Source organism: Gluconobacter kondonii (genome assembly GCF_002723995.1).
In the GTDB taxonomy this organism is placed as follows: Bacteria; Pseudomonadota; Alphaproteobacteria; order Acetobacterales; family Acetobacteraceae; genus Gluconobacter; species Gluconobacter kondonii.
Genome location: NZ_BEWP01000005.1, coordinates 210736 through 229900, shown reverse-complemented (window position 1 = coordinate 229900; position 19165 = coordinate 210736). Strand labels below are relative to the sequence as shown.

General features: G+C 58.9%; 20 protein-coding genes and 3 tRNA genes. 11 read left to right on the top strand and 12 right to left on the bottom strand.

Features of this window, described 5'->3' with window-relative positions; all coding sequences use genetic code 11:
• Positions 1-4: 4 nt before the first annotated feature.
• A complete protein-coding gene (locus tag GKO01_RS07680) occupies positions 5-523 on the bottom strand; it encodes a TlpA family protein disulfide reductase (protein WP_244901373.1) in 519 nt (172 codons plus the stop codon).
• Between the two features lie 89 nt (positions 524-612).
• On the opposite strand from GKO01_RS07680, the gene GKO01_RS07675 reads away from it, so the two are divergent.
• Entirely contained in the window at positions 613-945 is a 333-nt protein-coding gene (locus GKO01_RS07675; protein ID WP_099286534.1) for a hypothetical protein, read from the top strand.
• Here GKO01_RS07675 and GKO01_RS07670 read toward each other — a convergent pair.
• The gene (locus tag GKO01_RS07670; protein ID WP_099286533.1) at positions 926-1360 is read right to left on the bottom strand and encodes a DUF423 domain-containing protein; all 435 of its coding nucleotides are present in this window, start codon (positions 1358-1360) and stop codon (positions 926-928) included. The genes GKO01_RS07675 and GKO01_RS07670 overlap by 20 nt on opposite strands.
• 115 nt (positions 1361-1475) lie before the next feature.
• On the opposite strand from GKO01_RS07670, the gene GKO01_RS07665 reads away from it, so the two are divergent.
• The 3 genes from GKO01_RS07665 (at position 1476) to GKO01_RS07655 (ending at position 3442) form a co-directional block, all read left to right on the top strand.
• A complete protein-coding gene (locus GKO01_RS07665; protein WP_099286567.1) occupies positions 1476-2066 on the top strand; it encodes a DUF4142 domain-containing protein in 591 nt (196 codons plus the stop codon).
• A 26-nt stretch (positions 2067-2092) separates the two neighbouring features.
• Complete coding sequence (locus tag GKO01_RS07660; RefSeq protein ID WP_099286532.1) at positions 2093-2665, top strand: cob(I)yrinic acid a,c-diamide adenosyltransferase; 573 nt, start codon at positions 2093-2095, stop codon at positions 2663-2665.
• Between the two features lie 216 nt (positions 2666-2881).
• Positions 2882-3442 carry a hypothetical protein gene (locus tag GKO01_RS07655; protein ID WP_099286531.1) on the top strand — a complete coding sequence of 187 codons (561 nt, stop codon included), beginning with the start codon at positions 2882-2884 and terminating at the stop codon, positions 3440-3442.
• Positions 3443-3459: 17 nt separating this feature from the next.
• Here the strand turns inward: GKO01_RS07655 and GKO01_RS07650 are convergent, their stop codons facing one another.
• Complete coding sequence (locus GKO01_RS07650; RefSeq protein WP_099286566.1) at positions 3460-5343, bottom strand: OPT family oligopeptide transporter; 1884 nt, start codon at positions 5341-5343, stop codon at positions 3460-3462.
• Positions 5344-5439: 96 nt separating this feature from the next.
• Complete coding sequence (locus tag GKO01_RS07645) at positions 5440-6033, bottom strand: hypothetical protein (protein WP_099286530.1); 594 nt, start codon at positions 6031-6033, stop codon at positions 5440-5442.
• A 114-nt stretch (positions 6034-6147) separates the two neighbouring features.
• On the opposite strand from GKO01_RS07645, the gene ispH reads away from it, so the two are divergent.
• From ispH to GKO01_RS07625, 4 genes are all read left to right on the top strand, one after another.
• Entirely contained in the window at positions 6148-7158 is a 1011-nt protein-coding gene (gene ispH / locus GKO01_RS07640; RefSeq protein ID WP_099286529.1) for a 4-hydroxy-3-methylbut-2-enyl diphosphate reductase, read from the top strand.
• 6 nt (positions 7159-7164) lie between these two features.
• Positions 7165-8115 (top strand): homoserine kinase, encoded by a 951-nt coding sequence (locus tag GKO01_RS07635; protein ID WP_099286528.1) that lies wholly within the window; start codon positions 7165-7167, stop codon positions 8113-8115.
• Positions 8108-8560: a ribonuclease HI gene (gene rnhA / locus GKO01_RS07630; RefSeq protein WP_099286527.1), complete on the top strand. Its 453-nt coding sequence runs from the start codon at positions 8108-8110 to the stop codon at positions 8558-8560. Before GKO01_RS07635 ends, rnhA begins: the two co-directional genes overlap by 8 nt.
• A 109-nt stretch (positions 8561-8669) precedes the next feature.
• Positions 8670-8745: transfer RNA gene (locus GKO01_RS07625), tRNA-Asn, on the top strand.
• A 72-nt stretch (positions 8746-8817) separates the two neighbouring features.
• Here the strand turns inward: GKO01_RS07625 and GKO01_RS07620 are convergent.
• Positions 8818-10044: an MFS transporter gene (locus GKO01_RS07620; RefSeq protein ID WP_099286526.1), complete on the bottom strand. Its 1227-nt coding sequence runs from the start codon at positions 10042-10044 to the stop codon at positions 8818-8820.
• 70 nt (positions 10045-10114) lie between these two features.
• On the opposite strand from GKO01_RS07620, the gene gpt reads away from it, so the two are divergent.
• The 3 genes from gpt to GKO01_RS07605 all read left to right on the top strand — a co-directional run bounded on the left by gpt (position 10115) and on the right by GKO01_RS07605 (position 10842).
• A complete protein-coding gene (gpt, locus tag GKO01_RS07615; protein WP_099286525.1) occupies positions 10115-10621 on the top strand; it encodes a xanthine phosphoribosyltransferase in 507 nt (168 codons plus the stop codon).
• A gap of 49 nt (positions 10622-10670) precedes the next feature.
• Positions 10671-10747 (top strand) — tRNA-Pro (locus GKO01_RS07610).
• Positions 10748-10765: 18 nt separating this feature from the next.
• Positions 10766-10842: transfer RNA gene (locus tag GKO01_RS07605), tRNA-Arg, on the top strand.
• 43 nt (positions 10843-10885) lie between these two features.
• On the opposite strand, the gene GKO01_RS07600 is transcribed toward GKO01_RS07605, so the two are convergent.
• From GKO01_RS07600 to lpxC, 7 genes are all read right to left on the bottom strand, one after another.
• Positions 10886-11296 carry an Ivy family c-type lysozyme inhibitor gene (locus tag GKO01_RS07600; RefSeq protein ID WP_099286524.1) on the bottom strand — a complete coding sequence of 137 codons (411 nt, stop codon included), beginning with the start codon at positions 11294-11296 and terminating at the stop codon, positions 10886-10888.
• A gap of 11 nt (positions 11297-11307) precedes the next feature.
• Positions 11308-11880 (bottom strand): nicotinamidase, encoded by a 573-nt coding sequence (locus GKO01_RS07595; protein ID WP_099286523.1) that lies wholly within the window; start codon positions 11878-11880, stop codon positions 11308-11310.
• Positions 11881-11916: 36 nt separating this feature from the next.
• Positions 11917-13266 carry a hemolysin family protein gene (locus GKO01_RS07590; protein WP_099286522.1) on the bottom strand — a complete coding sequence of 450 codons (1350 nt, stop codon included), beginning with the start codon at positions 13264-13266 and terminating at the stop codon, positions 11917-11919.
• Positions 13267-13336: 70 nt separating this feature from the next.
• Positions 13337-15388 carry an NAD-dependent DNA ligase LigA gene (gene ligA / locus GKO01_RS07585; RefSeq protein ID WP_099286521.1) on the bottom strand — a complete coding sequence of 684 codons (2052 nt, stop codon included), beginning with the start codon at positions 15386-15388 and terminating at the stop codon, positions 13337-13339.
• The gene (recN, locus tag GKO01_RS07580; RefSeq protein ID WP_099286520.1) at positions 15385-17106 is read right to left on the bottom strand and encodes a DNA repair protein RecN; all 1722 of its coding nucleotides are present in this window, start codon (positions 17104-17106) and stop codon (positions 15385-15387) included. The genes ligA and recN overlap by 4 nt, the downstream gene beginning before the upstream one ends.
• Positions 17107-17151: 45 nt before the next feature.
• Complete coding sequence (locus GKO01_RS07575) at positions 17152-18051, bottom strand: outer membrane protein assembly factor BamD (protein WP_099286519.1); 900 nt, start codon at positions 18049-18051, stop codon at positions 17152-17154.
• Between the two features lie 69 nt (positions 18052-18120).
• Complete coding sequence (lpxC, locus tag GKO01_RS07570; RefSeq protein WP_099286518.1) at positions 18121-19152, bottom strand: UDP-3-O-acyl-N-acetylglucosamine deacetylase; 1032 nt, start codon at positions 19150-19152, stop codon at positions 18121-18123.
• Positions 19153-19165: the final 13 nt, after the last annotated feature.

The window sequence follows — 19165 nt, the reverse complement described above, 5'->3', positions numbered from 1 at the left end:
GGACTTATCCGCGTTTGTTCCAATCGGAAATGAGGTCAAGAACAGCCTGCGGTGACATGCTGCGGGCGTTGCCAAGCGCCTTGGAGCCGTCGCCGTTCAGGGCATGACCTTCCGGTGTTACGATAATGACGGTCGGGACGGCCTTGATCGTCACGCCATAGCGTTCTGCCAGATCGAGATTGGTGTTGATGCGTCCGACATTGACCGGCACCACCACGAACTGGCTGTCCAGCCAGCGTGCTGCATCAGGCAGCGCGAAAATGCCGCTGAGCATTTTGCAGTCCGGGCACCAGTTGCCGCCGAAATCGAGCAGAACCTTGCGATGCGTTTTCTTCGCGAGCGCGAAGGCCTGTTCTACCTGCTCGTGCGCCACTGCCGTATCGGGATAGGGTTCGGCGACGGGAGGCGCGGACGTTTCGGTCAGTTGTGGGGCAGGGACTGCTGGCGTTGTGGATGCGGCATGTGCCGGAAGGGTTGCAGTCAGCGCCAGACTAAGGCCGGCGGCAAGAAGGGAACGGTTCATGAAAAAGGCTTTCATTGATGTTGTCCTCTGCATGCCATAACGCAGAATGACAGGAACAGATGATTAAAGCCCAATTTTCAGGAAAGGTCATGCGTTTGAAAAAAGCAGCACCCAGCCCGCAAGTCGCGTCTCCGCGTGAAGTCAGTGTTACGGAAACCCTGATCCGGACAGTAATCCTCGTGGCGTTAACGCTGGCCTTTGCATCGGTCTTCCGTTTCTGGCAACCGGCCATCAAGGCGGCGCAGCATATCGCTGGAACGTCTGTCTGGCAGGAACTCTACAGCCTGTTTCATATCGACTCAGGGGTCGGACGCGAGCAACTGATCCTGACCGGAATCATGGTAGCCTGTTTTATGCTGGCACTTGCCGTCCAGTCCGTTGGCTTCTTGATTTTTCGGAAGTTCAGAAAAAACCGGGCCTGACTTTCAGGGCCGAAACGGCTGCCAGGCACCACGCAATCATGAGCATCGTCCCGCCATAAGGCGCGATCCGGCCAATCGAGACCGGACCCAGCTTCAGGTCAAACAGCGCAAGCAGGGTGACGGGCACGCAGAACAGAACCATGCCGACCGCCATGCACAGGCACGCCATGCGGATCAGCCGCGGCGACAGGCGCGCTGCGTTCAGAGAAAGCAGACCAAGCCCAAGGGCGTGCCACATCTGGATTTCCACTGCGGAATGCAGCATGGCCCTGCCGCCCGGAACGGCAAACAGCCGGTCCGGCAGATGGGCGGACAGGGCGCCGAGCATGACGCCGGACGCTGCGGACAGGGCCGCGAAAACGAAACTGCCTCGAAGCAGAACTGGCGTACCGGGCTGGATGGGGTTTGCGGACATGCCGTGAATGTATCATGTGTTGTCTGAACAGCGAATGAGAGACTGTCATGAGTGCATTGTCAGTCTGTCGCGGCCTGTCTTTTCGGGGCAGGCGCGTTTGAAAAAGGAAGCTTCGATGACTGTTTCGTATCTCCGCCTGTGTCTGTCCGCGGGTCTTATGGTCGGGCTTGCGGCCTGTAACGCTCCCGATGCGCCGCCCGCGCCCGCGCTGCCGAGCGTTGCTTCGACCTACAAGCTGACGACGGCGGATGCGGCATTCCTCCAGCAGGTGGATGAGATGGATCAGACCCAGATCGCCATTGCGACACTGGCTGCGACCCATAGCAACAGTGACGTGGTTAAAGCTTTTGGCTCCACGGTTCAGGGTGATTACACGACCAATCAGAAAGCTGTCGCCAAGATCGCCTCAGATGCCAATCTGACGGTCGCCGCCAAAATTGACGCGGCCGATCAGGAGCATGTCGAGTCGTTTTCCCATCTTTACGGCGCTGCGTTCGACCGGATGTTCCTGCGCGATATCGTCAGCATCCGCACACCGGATCTGAACAAGGCCATTGCGACGGCTCAGGCTTCGGGCGGTACGCCGGATATCAAGACCCTTGCCAAGGACACGGACAAGATGCTGACGGATCATACATCCCGCGCCCGTGATCTGATGGGCGATCGCAGCATTGGTCATCGCGCAAAGCATAAAAGAAGCCACTGAGACCAGCGCGGAGAATTGGACAGGTCATGACGATCCGCATCGATAAGATCGTAACACGGGGTGGAGACAGGGGGCAGACGTCTCTTGGGGATGGCACACGCGTCCCCAAGTCTTCAAACCGGATCGAGGCGATGGGGACTGTGGATGAACTGAATGCCCAGTTGGGAATTTTGTGCTGCACTATGGCGCAGGATTCCCGGATGGCTGTGCTTGAAGACGAGATCCGTCAGATCCAGTCCTGCCTGTTCGATCTTGGTGCGGACCTTTGCCTGCTTGACCCAGAACGTATCCCCAGCCTGCCTTCGGAGGCCACAATATGGCTGGAAGTCCGGCTGGAGGATCTGCGCCGCCACCAGCAGGAACTCAGAAGCTTCGTTCTGCCGGGAGGCAGTCTCGTCGCGGCTCAGGCGCATCTTGTCAGAACCGTTGCGCGCCGGGCCGAAAGGCGTGTCGCAGCACTGGAGCAGGTACCAGTAGACGGACTTCGTTTTTTGAACAGATTGTCTGATTACTTCTTTGTTCTTGCGCGTCACGCCAACAATCATGGTGAAACGGATATTCTGTGGTCGCCGGGTCGTTGGCATGAGAAGAAAATATAAATAAACGCTTATTGCCCTGATGGACAGAATGCGTGTGCAGTGCTAGGAAATCCTCGTCAGAACGCTGGGGTTCTTCCAGACGAGTCGACTTTTCATATCCTTGTCAGGACATGTTCCGGCTGAGCGGGTTTAAATCCGGTCAGCTTTTCTGCCTTTTGGCAGACCTGTTCTGGCAGGGGAAAATCCATAAATATCATATTGGTTGAAGAATACAGAATGCAGGACGAGCATCAGGCTAACGAAGAAGACAAGCTGAGACAGGCTCTGGCCCGTCTGGGTGCCGGAGCGTCCTCCCGTACCCCAAACAAGTCACGGCCCGCACCCCCGACCGCCGAGCGTCGTCGTCGTTTCGTCCGTGACGGGCAGGTCGTGGTCGAACATCAGGGCGGTCGTGGAATTGCGGCGCGTAATCCTATTCAGGACGATCAGGAAGAAGTTGAGCGGCTGCGTCAGTCGGTCAAGCGCGAGCAGCGTCGCTGGGAAGAAGCTGAGCGGAGTCTTGCGGAAATTCGTGCCCAGCTTAAGACATTCGAGACACGTGAAGCCCATGCGAAAATCCAGATCAGTGAACTGAACCGCGAACTGCGTGAAAATCAGGACACGATCCAGGCATTGAAGGCTTCTCTGCATCAGGCGCGTGAACAGGCCGCAGAAGCAGCACGCCGTACACCGCGCCCTGTTGGACGTCCCCGCAAGGAGGTTGCTCCGGAAGTGTTGAATACGGCAGAGACCGATGTTTCCGAACAGGAACCTGTGCAGTGGTGGGTAAAGGCCTGAACTCAGGCCTTATTCATTTATTCTGAATGTCTGACCCGGCGTCCGAACCAGAGCAGAATACCACAGAAAACAGCCCATCCTAATCCGGCATTCAACAGGGCTGGAACGGGAAGCGCCAGAGTATCGGAGCTTCCCGTAGCACCTGTCATCGCCGCAAGTGCTACGCCGATCAGGCTTTCCCCGACAATGAAACCTGAGGCGATCATCGTTCCCTGTTCCCGTGGGAAACGGCGCAGAAGCCACGCAAGCCCCGCACCAATTCCGATAGTCACCGAGACCTCTGCTGGGAGATAGATGCCCATCCCCACGGCCAGCGGCGGGAGAGCAAGGTTGCGGCGGTTCAGCACGATATCCACTACGACCAGACAGACGCCAATAGCGGCTCCGATTTCCAGCATCACCCAGTCCAGTTGATGTGTCAGGATGCCGGTGGCGATAGCAGCCATCAGGGCGGGCTGGGGGGCGGCGAGTGCGCGCGTCGGGTCCATGTCGGCGCGCGGCATCGCGCCGACGAAACCATAGGCGTGATACAACACCTGAAGCACCCAGGGTATGACAATCGCGCCAACGGCACAGCCGATAAGCAGAGCAACTTCCTGCCTCCAGGGTGCCGCGCCGACGAGCTGGCCTGTCTTGAGATCCTGCAGATTATCGTTGGAAACGGCGGCTGAGGCAGTGATGGCGGAGAGGACGAACAAGCCGAACGCGATGGCGATCGGGCGCTGGTCCACCGTCAAGAGACCGCCGCTCTCCAGCCCCCAGAGGGCAACCGAAATGACGATGATGGCGATGATTCCAACGCCGGATATCGGTGACGAAGATGATCCGATGATGCCAGCCATATAACCGCACGCGCTGGCGACCAGAAAACCCAGCCCGAAACAGGCGATCAACCCCAGAACGACCAGTGTTCCCAGAGCGCCACCATGCGGCATGACAGGCCACAGGAAATAGCCGAACAGCGCAGCGAGCAGTATCGCAAGACCTGCGCAAAGACCAATCAGTGTACGAGGAGAAAGATCGCGGTCGCTGTCATCGCCGGTGGCCAGATGGGTGACCGAAAGCGCTTCTTTCAACCCTTGTGCGACCGGACGGGCAAGAGCGAGCAGCGTCCAGACCGCTGCCACTGCAATGGTTCCGGCACCGATGAAACGCACCTTGTGCAGCCAGAGGCCCGAAGCCTCGGCCAGTGGCGTGGCTGAAGGGGCGAGGTGGCCCAGAACCGGCACCATGACGCCCCAGGCCAGAAACACACCGAGCAGCATCGCAATACCGCCGCCGATGCCGACCAGATAGCCGGTGCCCAGCAGGGCCAGCGAAAAACTTCCGTTCAGACGAAATGCCGATGACCCGACGACGGTAGCAGCAGAAAATCCGTCCGACAGAAGGCGCAGACCAGATGTGGCAAACGCCACAGCACCCGAGACAAGAGTGCCGAGCGTGAGGGATTTGAGGCTCCGGGCATCGCCCTCTGGCGAGGAGGCGCGCAGGATTTCCGCACAGGCTGTGCCTTCTGGGTAGGGCAGATCGGAGTTGCTCACGAGGGCCCGGCGTAGCGGGATGGTGAAAACAACGCCCGTCATGCCCCCCGCCATCGTCAGCAGCAGGGTGATGACATACGGAAATTCATGCCAGTATCCGACCATGATGAGGGCCGGGAGGGCCGCAAACACGCAGGACAGGGTACCGGCAGCAGAAGCCTGCGTCTGGACCATGTTGTTTTCCAGCATGGTTCCGCCACCCATGAGGCGCAGGACGGCCATCGAAATGATGGTGGCTGGAATGGACGAGCCGAAAGTCAGACCGATTTTCAGACCCAGATAGACGTTTGCTGCCGTAAAGACGACCGTGATGAGGGCTCCGAGAATAATCCCCCGGAGGGTCAGTTCGCGATTGTCCATGTATTTCTGTTCCGAAATGATGGCAGTCACAGAGCCGCTTGCTGTGACTGCATGTCGGGGCTGATGCTTCAGCCCCGCCGATTTTTACTGGTACTTTTACTGGGTGTGGCTGTGAAAAGCGACCGGTGACAGATGTTCGCGGTTATAGCCCAGTTCGCCGTGTGTCAGCTGATACCCGATTTCGAGTGTATAAGGATTTTCCTGCGCCATGTTGTCGGTGGCTGGCAGGTCGATCAGGCGCAGGTCCGTGCGGACGGACTGTGTGCTGACATTCGGCGGGAAGCGGAACGTGTCCGTGAAGACTTTCTTGTCCACGATCTTGCCGTCCCGCATGATGACGATGAAATACGGCACATCAATTGTATTGCTGGTCGCCGCCGGGCCACGGGTCAGGTTCATGGCAAGGCTCAGGCGTGTGCGGACCGTCTGATGGCCATGTGGCCCTTCCGGCCCACGCTCGCAGTCTCCGGACAGAGACGTGATCTGCGCATGACTGACGAGGCCTCCGATATCCGCGCTCTTGCCGTTATAGACGAACTGGTCCGCTGCCGATCCCGGGATATCGAGCGCCGGACAGGCGGGGGCGAAGAAACTCTGGTTGGATTCGTCGCAGCCGGCCAGACTCGAAAGGGCCAGGAGGGCGAAAGCCGGAGCAAACAGGGGCGAGGCGAAGCGCCGGATGGCTGGCATCAGCTGAAGAAACTCCTACAAAGAGGCTCGGCAAAGAAGCCCGGACGTTGCGACGAGAGGCAATCCGGTCGATACTGGTCCTACATATCGAACTCCGCCCGCTTGGGGAACACCATGTCAGAACAGACGACTTTCGCTCCTGCCCGCACCAATGGTGTGGATGCTCCTCCAACCCTTCGCGTCCTGCTTGCCGGTCCGCGTGGATTCTGTGCCGGTGTGGACCGCGCCATCCGTGTCGTGGAAGAAGCGCTGCGTCGTTATGGCGCTCCGGTCTATGTCCGTCACGAGATTGTCCATAACCGGACGGTCGTTGAGGGACTTGAAGCCAAGGGGGCCATTTTCGTCGAGGAACTGGACGAGGTTCCCGAGGACGGACATGTTGTTTTCTCCGCGCATGGCGTTCCGAAATCCGTTCCCGCCGAGGCCCAGCGCCGCAATCTGCTGTATCTGGATGCAACCTGCCCGCTGGTGTCGAAGGTTCATCGTGAGGCCGAGCGTCACTTCGCGGGTGGCGGTCCGGACCAGCTCCACATCCTCATGATCGGCCATGCGGGCCATCCGGAAGTTGTTGGCACGATGGGACAGCTCCCGCCGGGCGCCGTTACGCTCATCAATGATGCGGAAGAAGCCCGCACGATCCAGCCGGAAGACCCCGCGAAACTGGCCTTCATCACGCAAACCACCTTGTCGGTCGATGATACTGCCGAGATCGTGGACATCCTGCGTTCGCGCTTCCCGCTCATCGAAGGGCCGAAGCGCGAAGACATCTGCTATGCGACGACCAACCGTCAGGAAGCCGTGAAGGCGATTGCGCCCGAAAGTGATCTGGTGATCGTGATCGGTTCTCCGAACTCGTCCAACTCGCAGCGTCTGCGTGAAGTGGCCGAGCGGTCTGGCGCGCGTCGTGCGCTGCTGGTGCCGAAGCTCGAAAATCTGGACTGGAGTGTCCTTGAAGGCGTGGAAACGCTGGGCATCAGTGCCGGTGCATCCGCTCCCGAGAGCCTTGTGCAGGAAATGGTGACAGCTCTGGCCGAGAAATATTCGCTCAAGATCGAAGAGCGGATCGTTAAGGAAGAGAACATCAACTTCCGTCTGCCCGGCCCGCTGGCTGGCGAGGAAGACTGATTTCTCATGGCCGTCTATACGGAACTGGCGGCCGAGACGCTTGAGGCGTTTCTTGGCACTTACGCGATCGGCACTCTGGTCTCGTTTCATGGCATCGCCGAGGGTGTCGAAAACAGCAATTTCCTCCTCCGTACGACGGAGGGGGATTTTATTCTCACGCTGTTCGAGCGTCGGGTAAATGCCAGTGAGCTTCCGTGGTTTCTGGGGCTTATGCAGCATCTGGCGGGCAGGGGGCTGAACTGCCCGCTCCCCGTATCCGACCGGAATGGCACCGCGCTGCGGACACTGGCAGACCGTCCGGTCGCCATCACGACATTCCTTCCCGGTGTGTCCGCCACACAGCTTGATGCGGGGCTGTGTCTGGAACTCGGCAAGGCGCTGGCCCGGCTGCATATTGCTGGTGAGGGATATAGCGCCGTTCGTCCGAATGCGCTGTCTCCGGCGGCATGGGGGCCGCTGCTTGACAGTTGTGGCGAGAGTGGAGATGCGCTGTCGCCCGGCCTGACGGCTGAAGTGCGGACTGCGCTGCAGCGGATCGAAAGCGCATGGCCCCTCCCGGATGAACTGCCGCGTGGGCAGATCCATGCGGATCTGTTTCCGGACAATGTTTTCTTCCAGAACGGGCAGGTGTCGGGTCTGATCGACTTCTATTTCGCCTGTACGGATTTTCTGGCTTACGATCTGGCGATCTGCCTGAATGCCTGGTGTTTCCGGGACGAAAAGACATTCGCGCCATCATTCGCTGCGGCCATTCTTCAGGGCTATGAAAGCGTTCGTCCGCTGACTGAGGCGGAGAAATCGTCGCTTCCCCTGCTGTGTCAGGGGGCTTCGATCCGCTTTCTGCTGACGCGTCTGTATGACTGGATCAACACTCCGGCCAATGCGCTCGTGACTCGCAAAGACCCGCTGGCCTATCTGGTGCGCCTGCGCCATTTCGCGGGTGTTGCGCATGTCTGAGGCCTCTGCGGAGCGGCCTCAGGTTGAAATCTGGACGGATGGCGGCTGTAAACCCAACCCCGGCCCGGGTGGCTGGGGTGCGCTTCTGGTCTGTCGCGGTCAGGAAAAAGAGCTTCTGGGCGGGCATCCGGAAACGACCAACAACCGTATGGAAATGACGGCTGCTGCTGAGGCGCTGGAGGCTCTGAAACGCCCCTGCATCGTGACGCTGCATACGGACAGCGAATATCTGCGGAATGGCATTACCCGCTGGCATACGGGCTGGGTGCGCCGGAAATGGCGGAATGCGGCTGGGGACCCTGTTGCTAATATGGATCTGTGGCAGCGTATTCTGGAAGCTGCGAAGCCGCACGAGATTGAATGGCTCTGGGTCAAAGGGCATTCGGGCGATGAAAACAATGAACGCGTGGATCAGCTTGCAACGCGGGGGCGGGAAGAGCTCTGAAAATAGCGGTTTTTCTCAGGTCTTTGAAGAAAAACGAAAAAATCTCCAAAAAAAGTTCATTTAGGGGCTTTACCGACCCCGACCATTTGGCTACATACCACCTCGCCGGTCCCGAATAGCTCAGTTGGTAGAGCAAGCGACTGTTAATCGCTGGGTCGTAGGTTCGAGTCCTACTTCGGGAGCCAGCCTTTCTTTTTGAAAAGCTGCTTCGGCCGCAATAAAAAGCTCCCTTTCGGGAGCTTTTTGCGTTTCTGGTCTTACTGTTCTTCGGGGAAGACGTCTTCAAGACGATCCAGCGCCCATAGTCGCGGGAAAAGCCGCGCCCATGCGGCGGCCACCAGAATGGTGCCGACCCCGCCCGCGATCACGGCTGCCTCCGGTCCGATCGCCGTTCCGAGCATGCCGCTCTCAAATTCGCCAAGCTGGTTGCTCGATCCGATGAACAGCGTGTTCACGGCTGAGACGCGCCCTCGCATCGAATCCGGTGTTGCAAGCTGGATCAACGAGGAGCGGATCACGACGCTGATGACGTCAGCGGCTCCGAGGATCATCAGTGCTACAATCGAGACCCAAACCGTGTGGGACGCGCCAAAGACAATCGTCGCTATGCCGAACACGACGACCGACACGAACATGACGAGGCCTGCACGCCCCTTGAGGGGGTAGCGGGACAGGCCCCAGGACATCAGCAGTGCGCCAATCGCCGGAGCCGCGCGAAGCAGTCCCAACCCGACCGGACCGACATGCAGAATGCCGTCGGCATAAACCGGGAGCATGGCTGTAGCGCCTCCCAAAAGAACGGCGAACAGATCGAGCGTAATCGCCCCCAGCAGGTCACGGCGCCGGTTGAGAAAAGAGAGACCAGCAAAGACCGAAGCGAATGTGATCGGTTCTTTTGGGGGAACGGTGTGCACCAGCTTCAGGGAGAATGTTCCTGAGAAAGCCACCGCAAACCCGATGGTCGAGAGGCCATAACAGACGACCGGCCCGATGCCGTAGAGCAGGCCGCCAAGGCTGGGGCCGACGATGGATGCTGTCATGAAGAGCGAAGAGAGCAGCGCCTGCGCGCGGGGCAGAAGGGATGGAGGCGCGATGGCAGGCAGAAACGCCTGCTGGCAGGGCATCTCGAAGCTGCGCAGAACGCCATAGAAGGCTGCGAACGCATAGATGCCGCCCGTCGTCAGCCCGTGAAGTGCGGCAGCCACGGCGAGAGCGGCCGTAGAGAGAATTTCGCAGATCTGACAGACAAGGACGATGGTGCGCCGGTTGAAGCGGTCCGCAACGTGCCCTGCGACGAATGTCAGCGGGATCATGGGCAGGAACTGTGCCAGCCCCAGATAGCCCAGAGAGGCCACGTCATGCGTCAGCGCATAGATCTGCCATCCGATGGCGATCGTCATGGTGGTCGCGGAAAGCTGTGAGAAAATTCTTCCGACGATAAGAGCCGGAAGGCCGGAGAGGGTGCGCAAGGCCGGATCGATCATTACGGCACTTTAGGCACTTCCGTCTCTCAAGTTTATTGCAAAATTGCGAGACGGAAGGCAGAGGAAGATCATGACAGCCAATCAGACCCCCCAAACCGTTCATTATGCAACCGTCACCTGGGACCAACTCCATCGGGACGCGCGCCTTCTGGCCTCAACTCTCATGCAAAAGCATGGGCCTTTCCGTGGGATCGTCGCCATTACCCGTGGTGGCCTGATCCCCGCCGCCATTCTTGGTCGCGAAATGGGCTGCCGCTTGATCGAAAGCGTTTCGGTCATCAGTTATGCGGGCGAAGAAGGCACGCAGCATGAGCCGAAAGTCGTCAAGCCGCCTGTTGCTGCGGGAGATGGCGAAGGCTTCCTGATTGTGGACGATCTCGTGGATTCGGGCGTGACTGCCCGTATCGTGCGCGAACTGCTGCCCAAGGCAGTCTTTGCGTGCCTCTATGCCAAACCTGAGGGCAAACCCTTCACGGATCATTATGTGACGGAAGTCGCGCAGGACACCTGGGTGCTCTTTCCGTGGGACACAGCGCCGCTTTTCGTGCCGCCGCTCGTAAGAAGCGAAGGCGAGTAAAAAAACCCTCTTGCCTCAACCGGCCAGACATCCTAGGTTCCGGCCGGTTCGGGGCGTGGCGCAGCCTGGTAGCGCGCTTGTTTTGGGTACAAGAGGCCCCCGGTTCGAGTCCGGGCGCCCCGACCAGTTAATGGCCAGATTGATGCGCCCTTAGCTCAGATGGATAGAGCAACAGCCTTCTAAGCTGTGGGTCGATGGTTCGAATCCATCAGGGCGCACCAGCCATTTCAGAGATATCGGCTGGCGCTCCATCTTCCTTTAAATTCAGTCTGCTGGATTATTATCTTGATAGGCTTTGAGAAGAACCTTTTGCATCTCGGCATCGGGTGCGCCCAGAAAAGTCTGTTTTAGCGGCCCCTCCCGTTTGATGCTCAACAGCCCCCATGCCGCTGAATGGTCTTTCGCAAAAACAACCTCAAGCTGCTCTGCTGCACAGTCATGCTGGCGGCACATATGTCCCAGAAGATAAGTCTTGCCCCCAATGCTGAAATCGCTGACCGGCACGGAGGTCGCATGTGCCGTCATCACCCATGACGGCAGTGTCACCATAGCCTGATAGGCCTGCCGGAATCCTTGCGTGTTCGCCAGATCTGCCGTTATCGGAGGTGTCGCTGCTGAGGCAGTCTGGAATGCCGCACATGCAAGTATTGCAGGAAGCAGTCGGGTTATATGCATGATTGTGCCCTTCAGAAGGTATTCAGGTTTTTCAACCGAACGCCTTGTTTTTCAAGTTTTTCCAATGTGGCAGTTGGGTTAGAGGAAATCCCCCGGCAGGCTTCCGGCACGACGTCGGTTTGATAGCCGCAACTTATGGCATCCAGCGCCGTCGCCATGACGCAGTAATCCAGAGCCAGCCCACAGACGACCACACGGTCTATGCCGAGACCTTTTAATAACCCGTCGAGCCCTGTTGAAGTTGCACGATCATTGTCGAGAAACCCCGAATAGCTGTCCCGCTCCTGCAGAACGCCTTTGCGGATAATGTGCGTTATTGGCTCGGGTGTGAGTGCTTCAGGAAAATCAGCCCCTTGGGTGCCAGCAACGCAGTGGATCGGCCAGGGACCGCCCTGAGAGCTGAAAGAGCAGTGATGGGAAGGGTGCCAGTCCTGCGTTGCGATCACTGCCCTGAAGGCGTGTCTGGAAAGCGCGTTGACGGCCTCAAGAATGCTGTCCCCATTTGGTACGGCAAGTGCACCGCCGGGCAGGAAATCATTCTGGATATCGACGAGGATAAGAGCAGAGCGGCTAAGATCGATCATGTCACGATCTAAGCAGTCTGCGTCCGGCAGAGGAAGTCAGTTCAGGCGTGTCACCAGTAACTGGTTGATTCTGAAGCCTTCCACGTCCACCACTTCAAACCGGAATCCGGACGACTGCACACTGTCCGCCTTGCGTGCCATGCGGCGCAGACGGTTCATGACAAAGCCGCCAACCGTGTCAAAGTTTTGGGCATCGTCGAACATGGGAATGTCCAGTTCGCGGATGACGTCGCCGATAGGGGCCGCGCCGTCGATCAGCCAGGATTTGTCGTCGCGGCGGACGATGGCTTGTTCCTCGAATGGGCTCACCAGACCGTCCATCAGGGCGCCCATGATGTCCTTGTAGGTGATGAGGCCGACCACGAGACCATATTCGTTGACGATCAGGGCAAAGCCTGCCGAATGCGCCTCGAACTGTGCGAGGGTCTCCCACAAATTCAGGGTGTCGGGGAGCGAGAGGACATCGCGGCGCATGCGGAAGATCTGGCTGGCGATGGGAGCGAGACCTGTGCTTTTGGGCTGGGGTTCGTCGACAACGGCAACCAGAACGTCTTCTGCGCGGATGGAGCCGATGACCTTATCGAGACCACCGTCGCAGAGCGGGTAACGGGAATAGGGACGAACCCGCACCTTGTCGCGCTGGCTTTCAGGGCTTTCCTGTACGTCCAGAAAAACGATCTCGTCGCGTGGTGTCATGGCGGACGTGACGGCGCGGTCCTGAAGGCCGAGCACGTTCTGGATCATCTGGTGCTCTTCTTCCAGAAGCACGCCGGAGGCTGTTCCGGCCGCGAGAATGGCGCGAAGGTCTTCAGGCGTGACGGGCTCGACGGTTGCGGCGGCCGGGATCTTGAGAAGTTTGAGCAGCCAGTCAGAGATTTTCGAGAAAACCAGAACCGCCGGGTAGAGAACTTTCAGGGCGATGGCGGGAAACCAGCCGACCTTGAGCGCGATCCGGTCGGGCGCGTTCATGGCAATCCGCTTGGGCAGAAGATCCGCAAACAGGACGAAAAGGCCGGTGATCAGCATAAAGGAACAGGCTGAACCCAGCTTGCTGGCAAGTGCTGGGCTTGTGCCCATCGCACGAAAGCCTGCCGCGATCGGGTCGCTCAGCATGGATTCGCTGATGATGCCGCCCAGAACGCCGACCGCGTTCAGGCAGATCTGAAGGACCGTAATGACCTGACCGCTGTTGCGTCGCAGTTTGAGAAACGCGACAGCACGGGGATCTCCCGCTTCGGCTCTGGAACGAAGGCGCACATCCCGTGCCGCGGCAAAAGAGATCTCCGATAGTGAGATCAGGATGGAAACGCCAATCAGCGCGACCGTGGCAGCTAAGCCCAGCAGGAGGAAAACGATCTGTTGCTGGGAGGAAGGAAGGACTGACATGCGGGAGGCGTTATACCCTGAAAAAGTGAAATATTACCAACTTTCTCACGGTTTTGGTTTTGCAGTTCTGTTACAGCCCTGCCAAAACGCGCCAGCCGTCCTCATCCGTGGTTTCAATCCCGAGTTCGGCGGCTTTCTTCGCTTTTGAACCCGCTTTTTCACCAAGGACGACCAGAGACGTTTTTTTGGAAACGCTGTCGGTCACCTGCGCACCCAGCCGTTCGGCAATGGCTTTGGCTTCCGGTCGGGACATGGTCGTCATGGTTCCTGTGAACACGATGACTTTTCCCGAAAGATGGCCTTCCTGAGGGGCGTCTTCGGGAGTGATCTCCGTCAGTTCCGTCGCCAGATCATCAAGAGTTTCGACGTTATGGCTTTCGGCGAAAAAGGCGGACAGTTCGTCGGCAATCGCATCGCCTACGCCCATGATCGCCCCGAGTGCCGCTCGTTCTTCTGAATCTGGGCGGGCAGCCAGCATGGCGTCGCGCCAGTTTTTGAAAGTCTGGTAGTGTCGCGCCAGCAACTGGGCATTGCGTTCGCCGATACGTCGGATGCCAAGGCCGAAAATAAGTCGTGTCAGCGGGATTGTCCGCCGCTCGTCAATCGCATGGAACAGATTGTCGACCGACAGTCGCCCCCAGCCGTCGCGCTGGAGCAGGGCGTCTTCATGCGTTCGCAAGCGGAAAATATCGCCCGGTGTGCGGATATATCCAGCGTCGTGGAATTCGCGGATGCTGCGTTCGCCAAGGCCATCGATGTCGAAGGCATTGCGCGAGACCATGTGGATCAGCCGTTCCACGACCTGGGCTTCACAGGTCAGACCACCCGTGCAGCGACGGACGGCTTCCCCATGAACACGCTCGGCGAGAGATCCGCAGACCGGGCAGTGATCGGGATAGACGAACGGTTCTGAGCGCGGTTCCTCGCTTGGCACCGGGCCAAGGATTTGCGGGATGACGTCTCCAGCGCGCTGAAGGCGGACCAGATCGCCGATGCGCACGTCCTTGCGGGCAATTTCGTCTTCGTTATGCAGCGTGGCGCGAGAGACGATGACACCGCCGACATTCACCGGCTCCAGATGCGCGACTGGCGTCAGGGCACCTGTGCGGCCCACCTGAATTTCGATTTCCAGCAGGCGGGTGATGGCCTGCTCGGCCGGAAATTTCCAGGCTATGGCCCAGCGTGGCGCCCGACCGACGAAACCCAGCCGTTCCTGCAAGCTAATATCGTCCAGTTTGAAGACGATACCGTCGATATCGTAGTCCAGCCCTGAGCGTTCACGCGCCAGTTTGTCGACATAGGCGGGAATATCGCGGGCATGGGCGATCATCTCGGAGAGTGGATTGACCCTGAAGCCCCAGCTCCGCAATTTTTCGAGATAGTCCCAGTGCGTCGTGGCAACGGGCGAGGATGTGTAGCCCTGAGCGTAAGCAAAGAGAGAAAGCGGCCGGCTGCGGGTGATTTCGGCGTCCAACTGTCGCAGAGAACCCGCGGCTGCGTTGCGGGGGTTGGCGAAGGGACGCGCGCCGCGCGCGACCTGCTGCTCGTTCAGGGTGAGGAAGCTGCTTTTGGAGAGGAAGACTTCGCCGCGGATTTCGAGACGTTCGGGAACAGGGCCGGCGAGTTCGTGAGGAATATCGTTCAGGGTCAGAAGGTTGGCGGTAACATCTTCACCTTCGATACCGTCTCCACGTGTGGTGCCACGGACGAAACGGCCGTGTTCGTAGGTCAGGCTGATGGAAAGGCCGTCGATCTTGGGTTCAGCAACGAACTGGAGGGCCTGAAGACGTTGTTCGTCTAGCCCGAGAAAGCGCCCGACCTTCGAGACAAAGCCGTCAAAGCCTTCCGGGTCAAAAACATTGTCGAGAGACAGCATCGGAACGAGATGACGGTATTTCCCGAAAGCTGCATCGGGAGCCGATCCGACCCGCTGGCTGAAGCCATTTTCCGATCGAAGGTCCGGGTGTGCGTCTTCCAGAGCCAGAAGTTCGCGCCGAGCCGCATCATAGACGGCATCAGAAACTTCGGGTTCGTCGCGCCCATGATAGGCCTCGTCCCACCGTGCGAGGTCCGCTTCGAGTTCAGCGTGACGCTCGGCGGCGGAGACTGGGGCAGTGGTCATGAAATCTGATGTCCAAGAAGGCTGTCGGCGGCCCCGCGGGCCGCGTCGGTAATAATGTCGCCCGCGAGCATCCGGGCGATTTCCTCGCGTCGGGCGTCATGAGGCAGAGGTTCGGCCAGTGTTTCGGTCCGGTCGTTGCGGACGCGTTTGGCGATTCGCAAATGGTGGTCGCCACGCGCTGCGACCTGCGGGCTATGGGTAACGACCAGAACCTGCACGTCCTGCGCGACCTTGTGAAGCCGGTCTCCGATCGAAGATGCGGTGGCGCCACCCACGCCAGAGTCGACTTCATCAAAGACCAGAGTGCCGATATCGGAGCGTTCCGCCAGCACCACTTTCAGTGCCAGCATGAGGCGTGACAGCTCACCACCTGATGCCACCTTGGCGAGCGGGCCAGGAGACTGTCCGGGGTTGGCAGCGATCAGGAACGAAGCCTGTTCCATGCCCTGACTGTTCCAGTGGTCGGGGTCCAGAGGCAGAAGCGAGACGATGAAGCGCGCGCGTTCCAGTTTAACGGGGCGCAGTTCCGTACTGACTGCTTTTTCGAGCTTTTCGGCAGCCTTCTGGCGAGCGGCAGAGAGGGTGCGGGCAGCGTCTTCATAGGCCAGACGGGCCTCTGTCAGGGCCGTCTGAAGGCGGGCCAGTTCGGCGTTGCCGGAATCCAGTGCGCTCAGCCGTGTTTTCAGGGTGGTGAGAAAGCCGGGCAGTTCGGCTACGGAAATATTGTGTTTGCGGGCCTCGGCCCGGAGTGCAAATAGCCGCTCTTCTGTTTCTTCCAGAAGACGGGGATCGCCTTCGGTATCTGCGGCAAGGCGGCTCAGCAGCATCTCCGCTTCGGCAAGGGCCTCTTCGGCTTTTCCAAGAGCGTCGAGCGCGTCCTGTGCCTGTGTCTGGTGGCTGTCTGAAAGGGTTTCCGTCTCCGTCGGTGCTGGCAGCAGTCTTGCGAGCGCACGGCTGGCTGCACGCAGGGCAGCGGCCGGAGCGGACGAGCGGCGGTCACGGGGAGTCAGTTCTGACAGGGCGGCGGCAACGGCTTCACCACGGCGTTCATCACGCTGGAGGCTGACGCGCGTGGCGGCGAGCGCGTCCTCCTCACCTTCCTGCGGGGCCAGACGTTCCAGATCATCGACCGTCTGACGCAGCCATTCTTCCTCGCGGGCTGCGGCTTCCATATCGGTGCGCGCGGCTTTGAGGGCATTGCGTGCTGCGGCCCATTGCCGGAACGTGCTGGCCGTTTTCTCTCGGAGCAGTGGAGTAATTCCGAATGCGTCCAGCAGATCGAGATGGGTGCTCTGGTCGGCAAGGCCCATCTGCTCGTGCTGGCCCTGAATCTCCACGAGGTGGGCGCCCACGCGACGCAGCAGGCCAACGCCGACCGGCTGGTCGCAGACATAGGCACGGGAGCGGGCATCCGGCGTCACGATGCGCCGCAGGACGATCGGGTCCGATGGATCTTCGCGGACGATGCCGTGTTCGTCGAGCAGGGCTAGAACAGGATGACGGGCATCGACTTCAAAAATAGCCGATACGCTGGCCTGCGTGGCGCCTGAGCGCACGAGGCCACCGCTGGCACGCTCTCCGAGGGCCAGGCCCAGACTGTCGAGTAGGATGGATTTCCCCGCCCCGGTCTCGCCGGTCAGGACGGTCAGACCGGGGGAAAGGCCGAGATCGAGCTTTTCGATCAGAACGACGTCGCGGATCGAGAGATGGGTCAGCATGACAGCAATGTTGGGAGTGTAGTGCCCTGTTTCAAAGGGCTGGTATCAGAAAACGCTGTGCCACATCCGGGAGAAAAATCCACGATGGTCCTGCTGGCCTGGACGGACGACAGGCTTCTTGAGATCGCCATTGAGCAGCTTATTCTCCCGAAGATCATTATACGCATAACGATACCACTGGCTGTCGGGATAGTTGTAGCCGAGAACAGAGGCCGTCTGGCGGGCCTGATCCTTGAGACCAAGAGACAGATAGACTTCCACGAGACGCTCAAGAGCTTCGGCAACGTGGTTTGTCGTCTGATAGTCCTGCACGACGCGCTGATAACGTGTCATGGCGGCTTCGTAGTTGCGCTGCTGCTGATACCAGCGGCCAACCAGCATTTCTTTGCCAGCCAGATGGTCGCGGCACAGATCGATCTTCAACTGGGCGTCGCGGGCGTAGGACGTCTGGGGGAAGCGGGTGATGACTTCTTCAAGCGCGTCCAGTGCCTCGACCGTACCCTGCTGATCACGTTCAACATTGGCAATCTGTTCGTAATAGCAGAGAGCACGCAGATAGAAGGCGTAGGCTGCATCAGGGCTGGTCGGATGCAACTGGAGATAACGTTCGAGCTGCTGAACCGAAAGTGCGTATTCGCCCTGAAGGTAATACGCATATCCCTCCATCAGCTCCGCATTTCCAGTGAAACCGGAATAGGGATAATTTTGCTGAAGCAGTTCGAATTCGCCACCAGCCAGTTCGTAATGGCCCGTATGCAGCGCATCGATTCCGTAATTATACAGAGTCTCGGCATCAGCGGTTTTTGGAATCGCTGGTTTTTCGTGCTGATGCGAAAACAGGGAGCAGCCGGACAGCAGCAGAAGTCCGCTGACAGCCGCAGCTCTCAGAATGAAACCACCATTCGTGACCGATGCTTCAAAATGACGCTGAGTGCTGCTTGTCATACCTGCTCTTCCCGTGGAAGCCCGTCTTATATCACGGGAATGCGCTGACGAAAGACCTGCCATGCGGCCTCAGGCGGCAACGCGCGTGCGCAAAGCTTTTGTAACGGACCGGGAAGGGGCTGTGGGAACGAAGCGCCAGTTGGAAGCATCTGAAAAAACGGTTCGCAGAAGCTTGTTGTTGAGCGTATGTCCGGATTTATGGCCAATGAAACCAGCCTGCATTCGATGTCCTGCGCAATACAGATCGCCAATGGCATCAAGTAATTTGTGGCGGGCAAACTCGCGCTCGATTTTCAGTCCAGCAGGATTGAGGATGTTTTCGCCATCCACGACGACGGCATTTTCCAATGATCCACCGCGCGCAAGACCAATACTCTGAAGATATTCAATGTCCTGACGATTGACGAATGTCCGGCAGAACGCCACTTCTTCCATGAAGCGCTGTTCGTTGAGCTGCATGGCGTAACGCTGGTTTCCGATGGCCTGTGCTGAAAAGCTCAGGGAAATGGCCAGTGACAGTCCGCGCTGGGCAGGGCGCAGTTCGGCAAAAGCTCCGTCTTCGCCTTCGACGCGGACATTGCGCAGGATCTCAATGACTTGGCGAGGTGTATCGAGGATCTTGCGACCCGCGCACTTGATCAGGAATGCAAAGGCGTCAGAAGAGCCGTCGAGAACCGGCAGTTCAGGACCGCTGACCGAAATCAGGATATTGTCGATCTCGCAGGCATTGAGTGCCGCCATCAAATGTTCGATTGTCGCGACACGCAGGGAGGGATCGGCCTCGCACGCGACGACAGTTGAAAGGCGCGTATCCACGATGTGGTCATAGGTCGCCGGAAAAGAAGGTGACCCTTCTCTGTCGGAACGCTGGAACCGTATTCCCGTATTGGCCGCCGCCGGAGAAAGATGGAGATCGACCGTGACACCGCTATGCAGGGCGATCCCCTGACAGTGAATGGGGTGTGCAAGAGTTGTCTGCAGATTTTTTGAACCGCTGCGCTCAGTGCGGGAAGGCGAACCATCAAGGCCCGATGCCGTCTCTGGCTTTATGACATCAACGCCACGCGCCGTTTTTACACCTTGCTTGGGCGTCACCTGCATAAAGCCTCCGAAA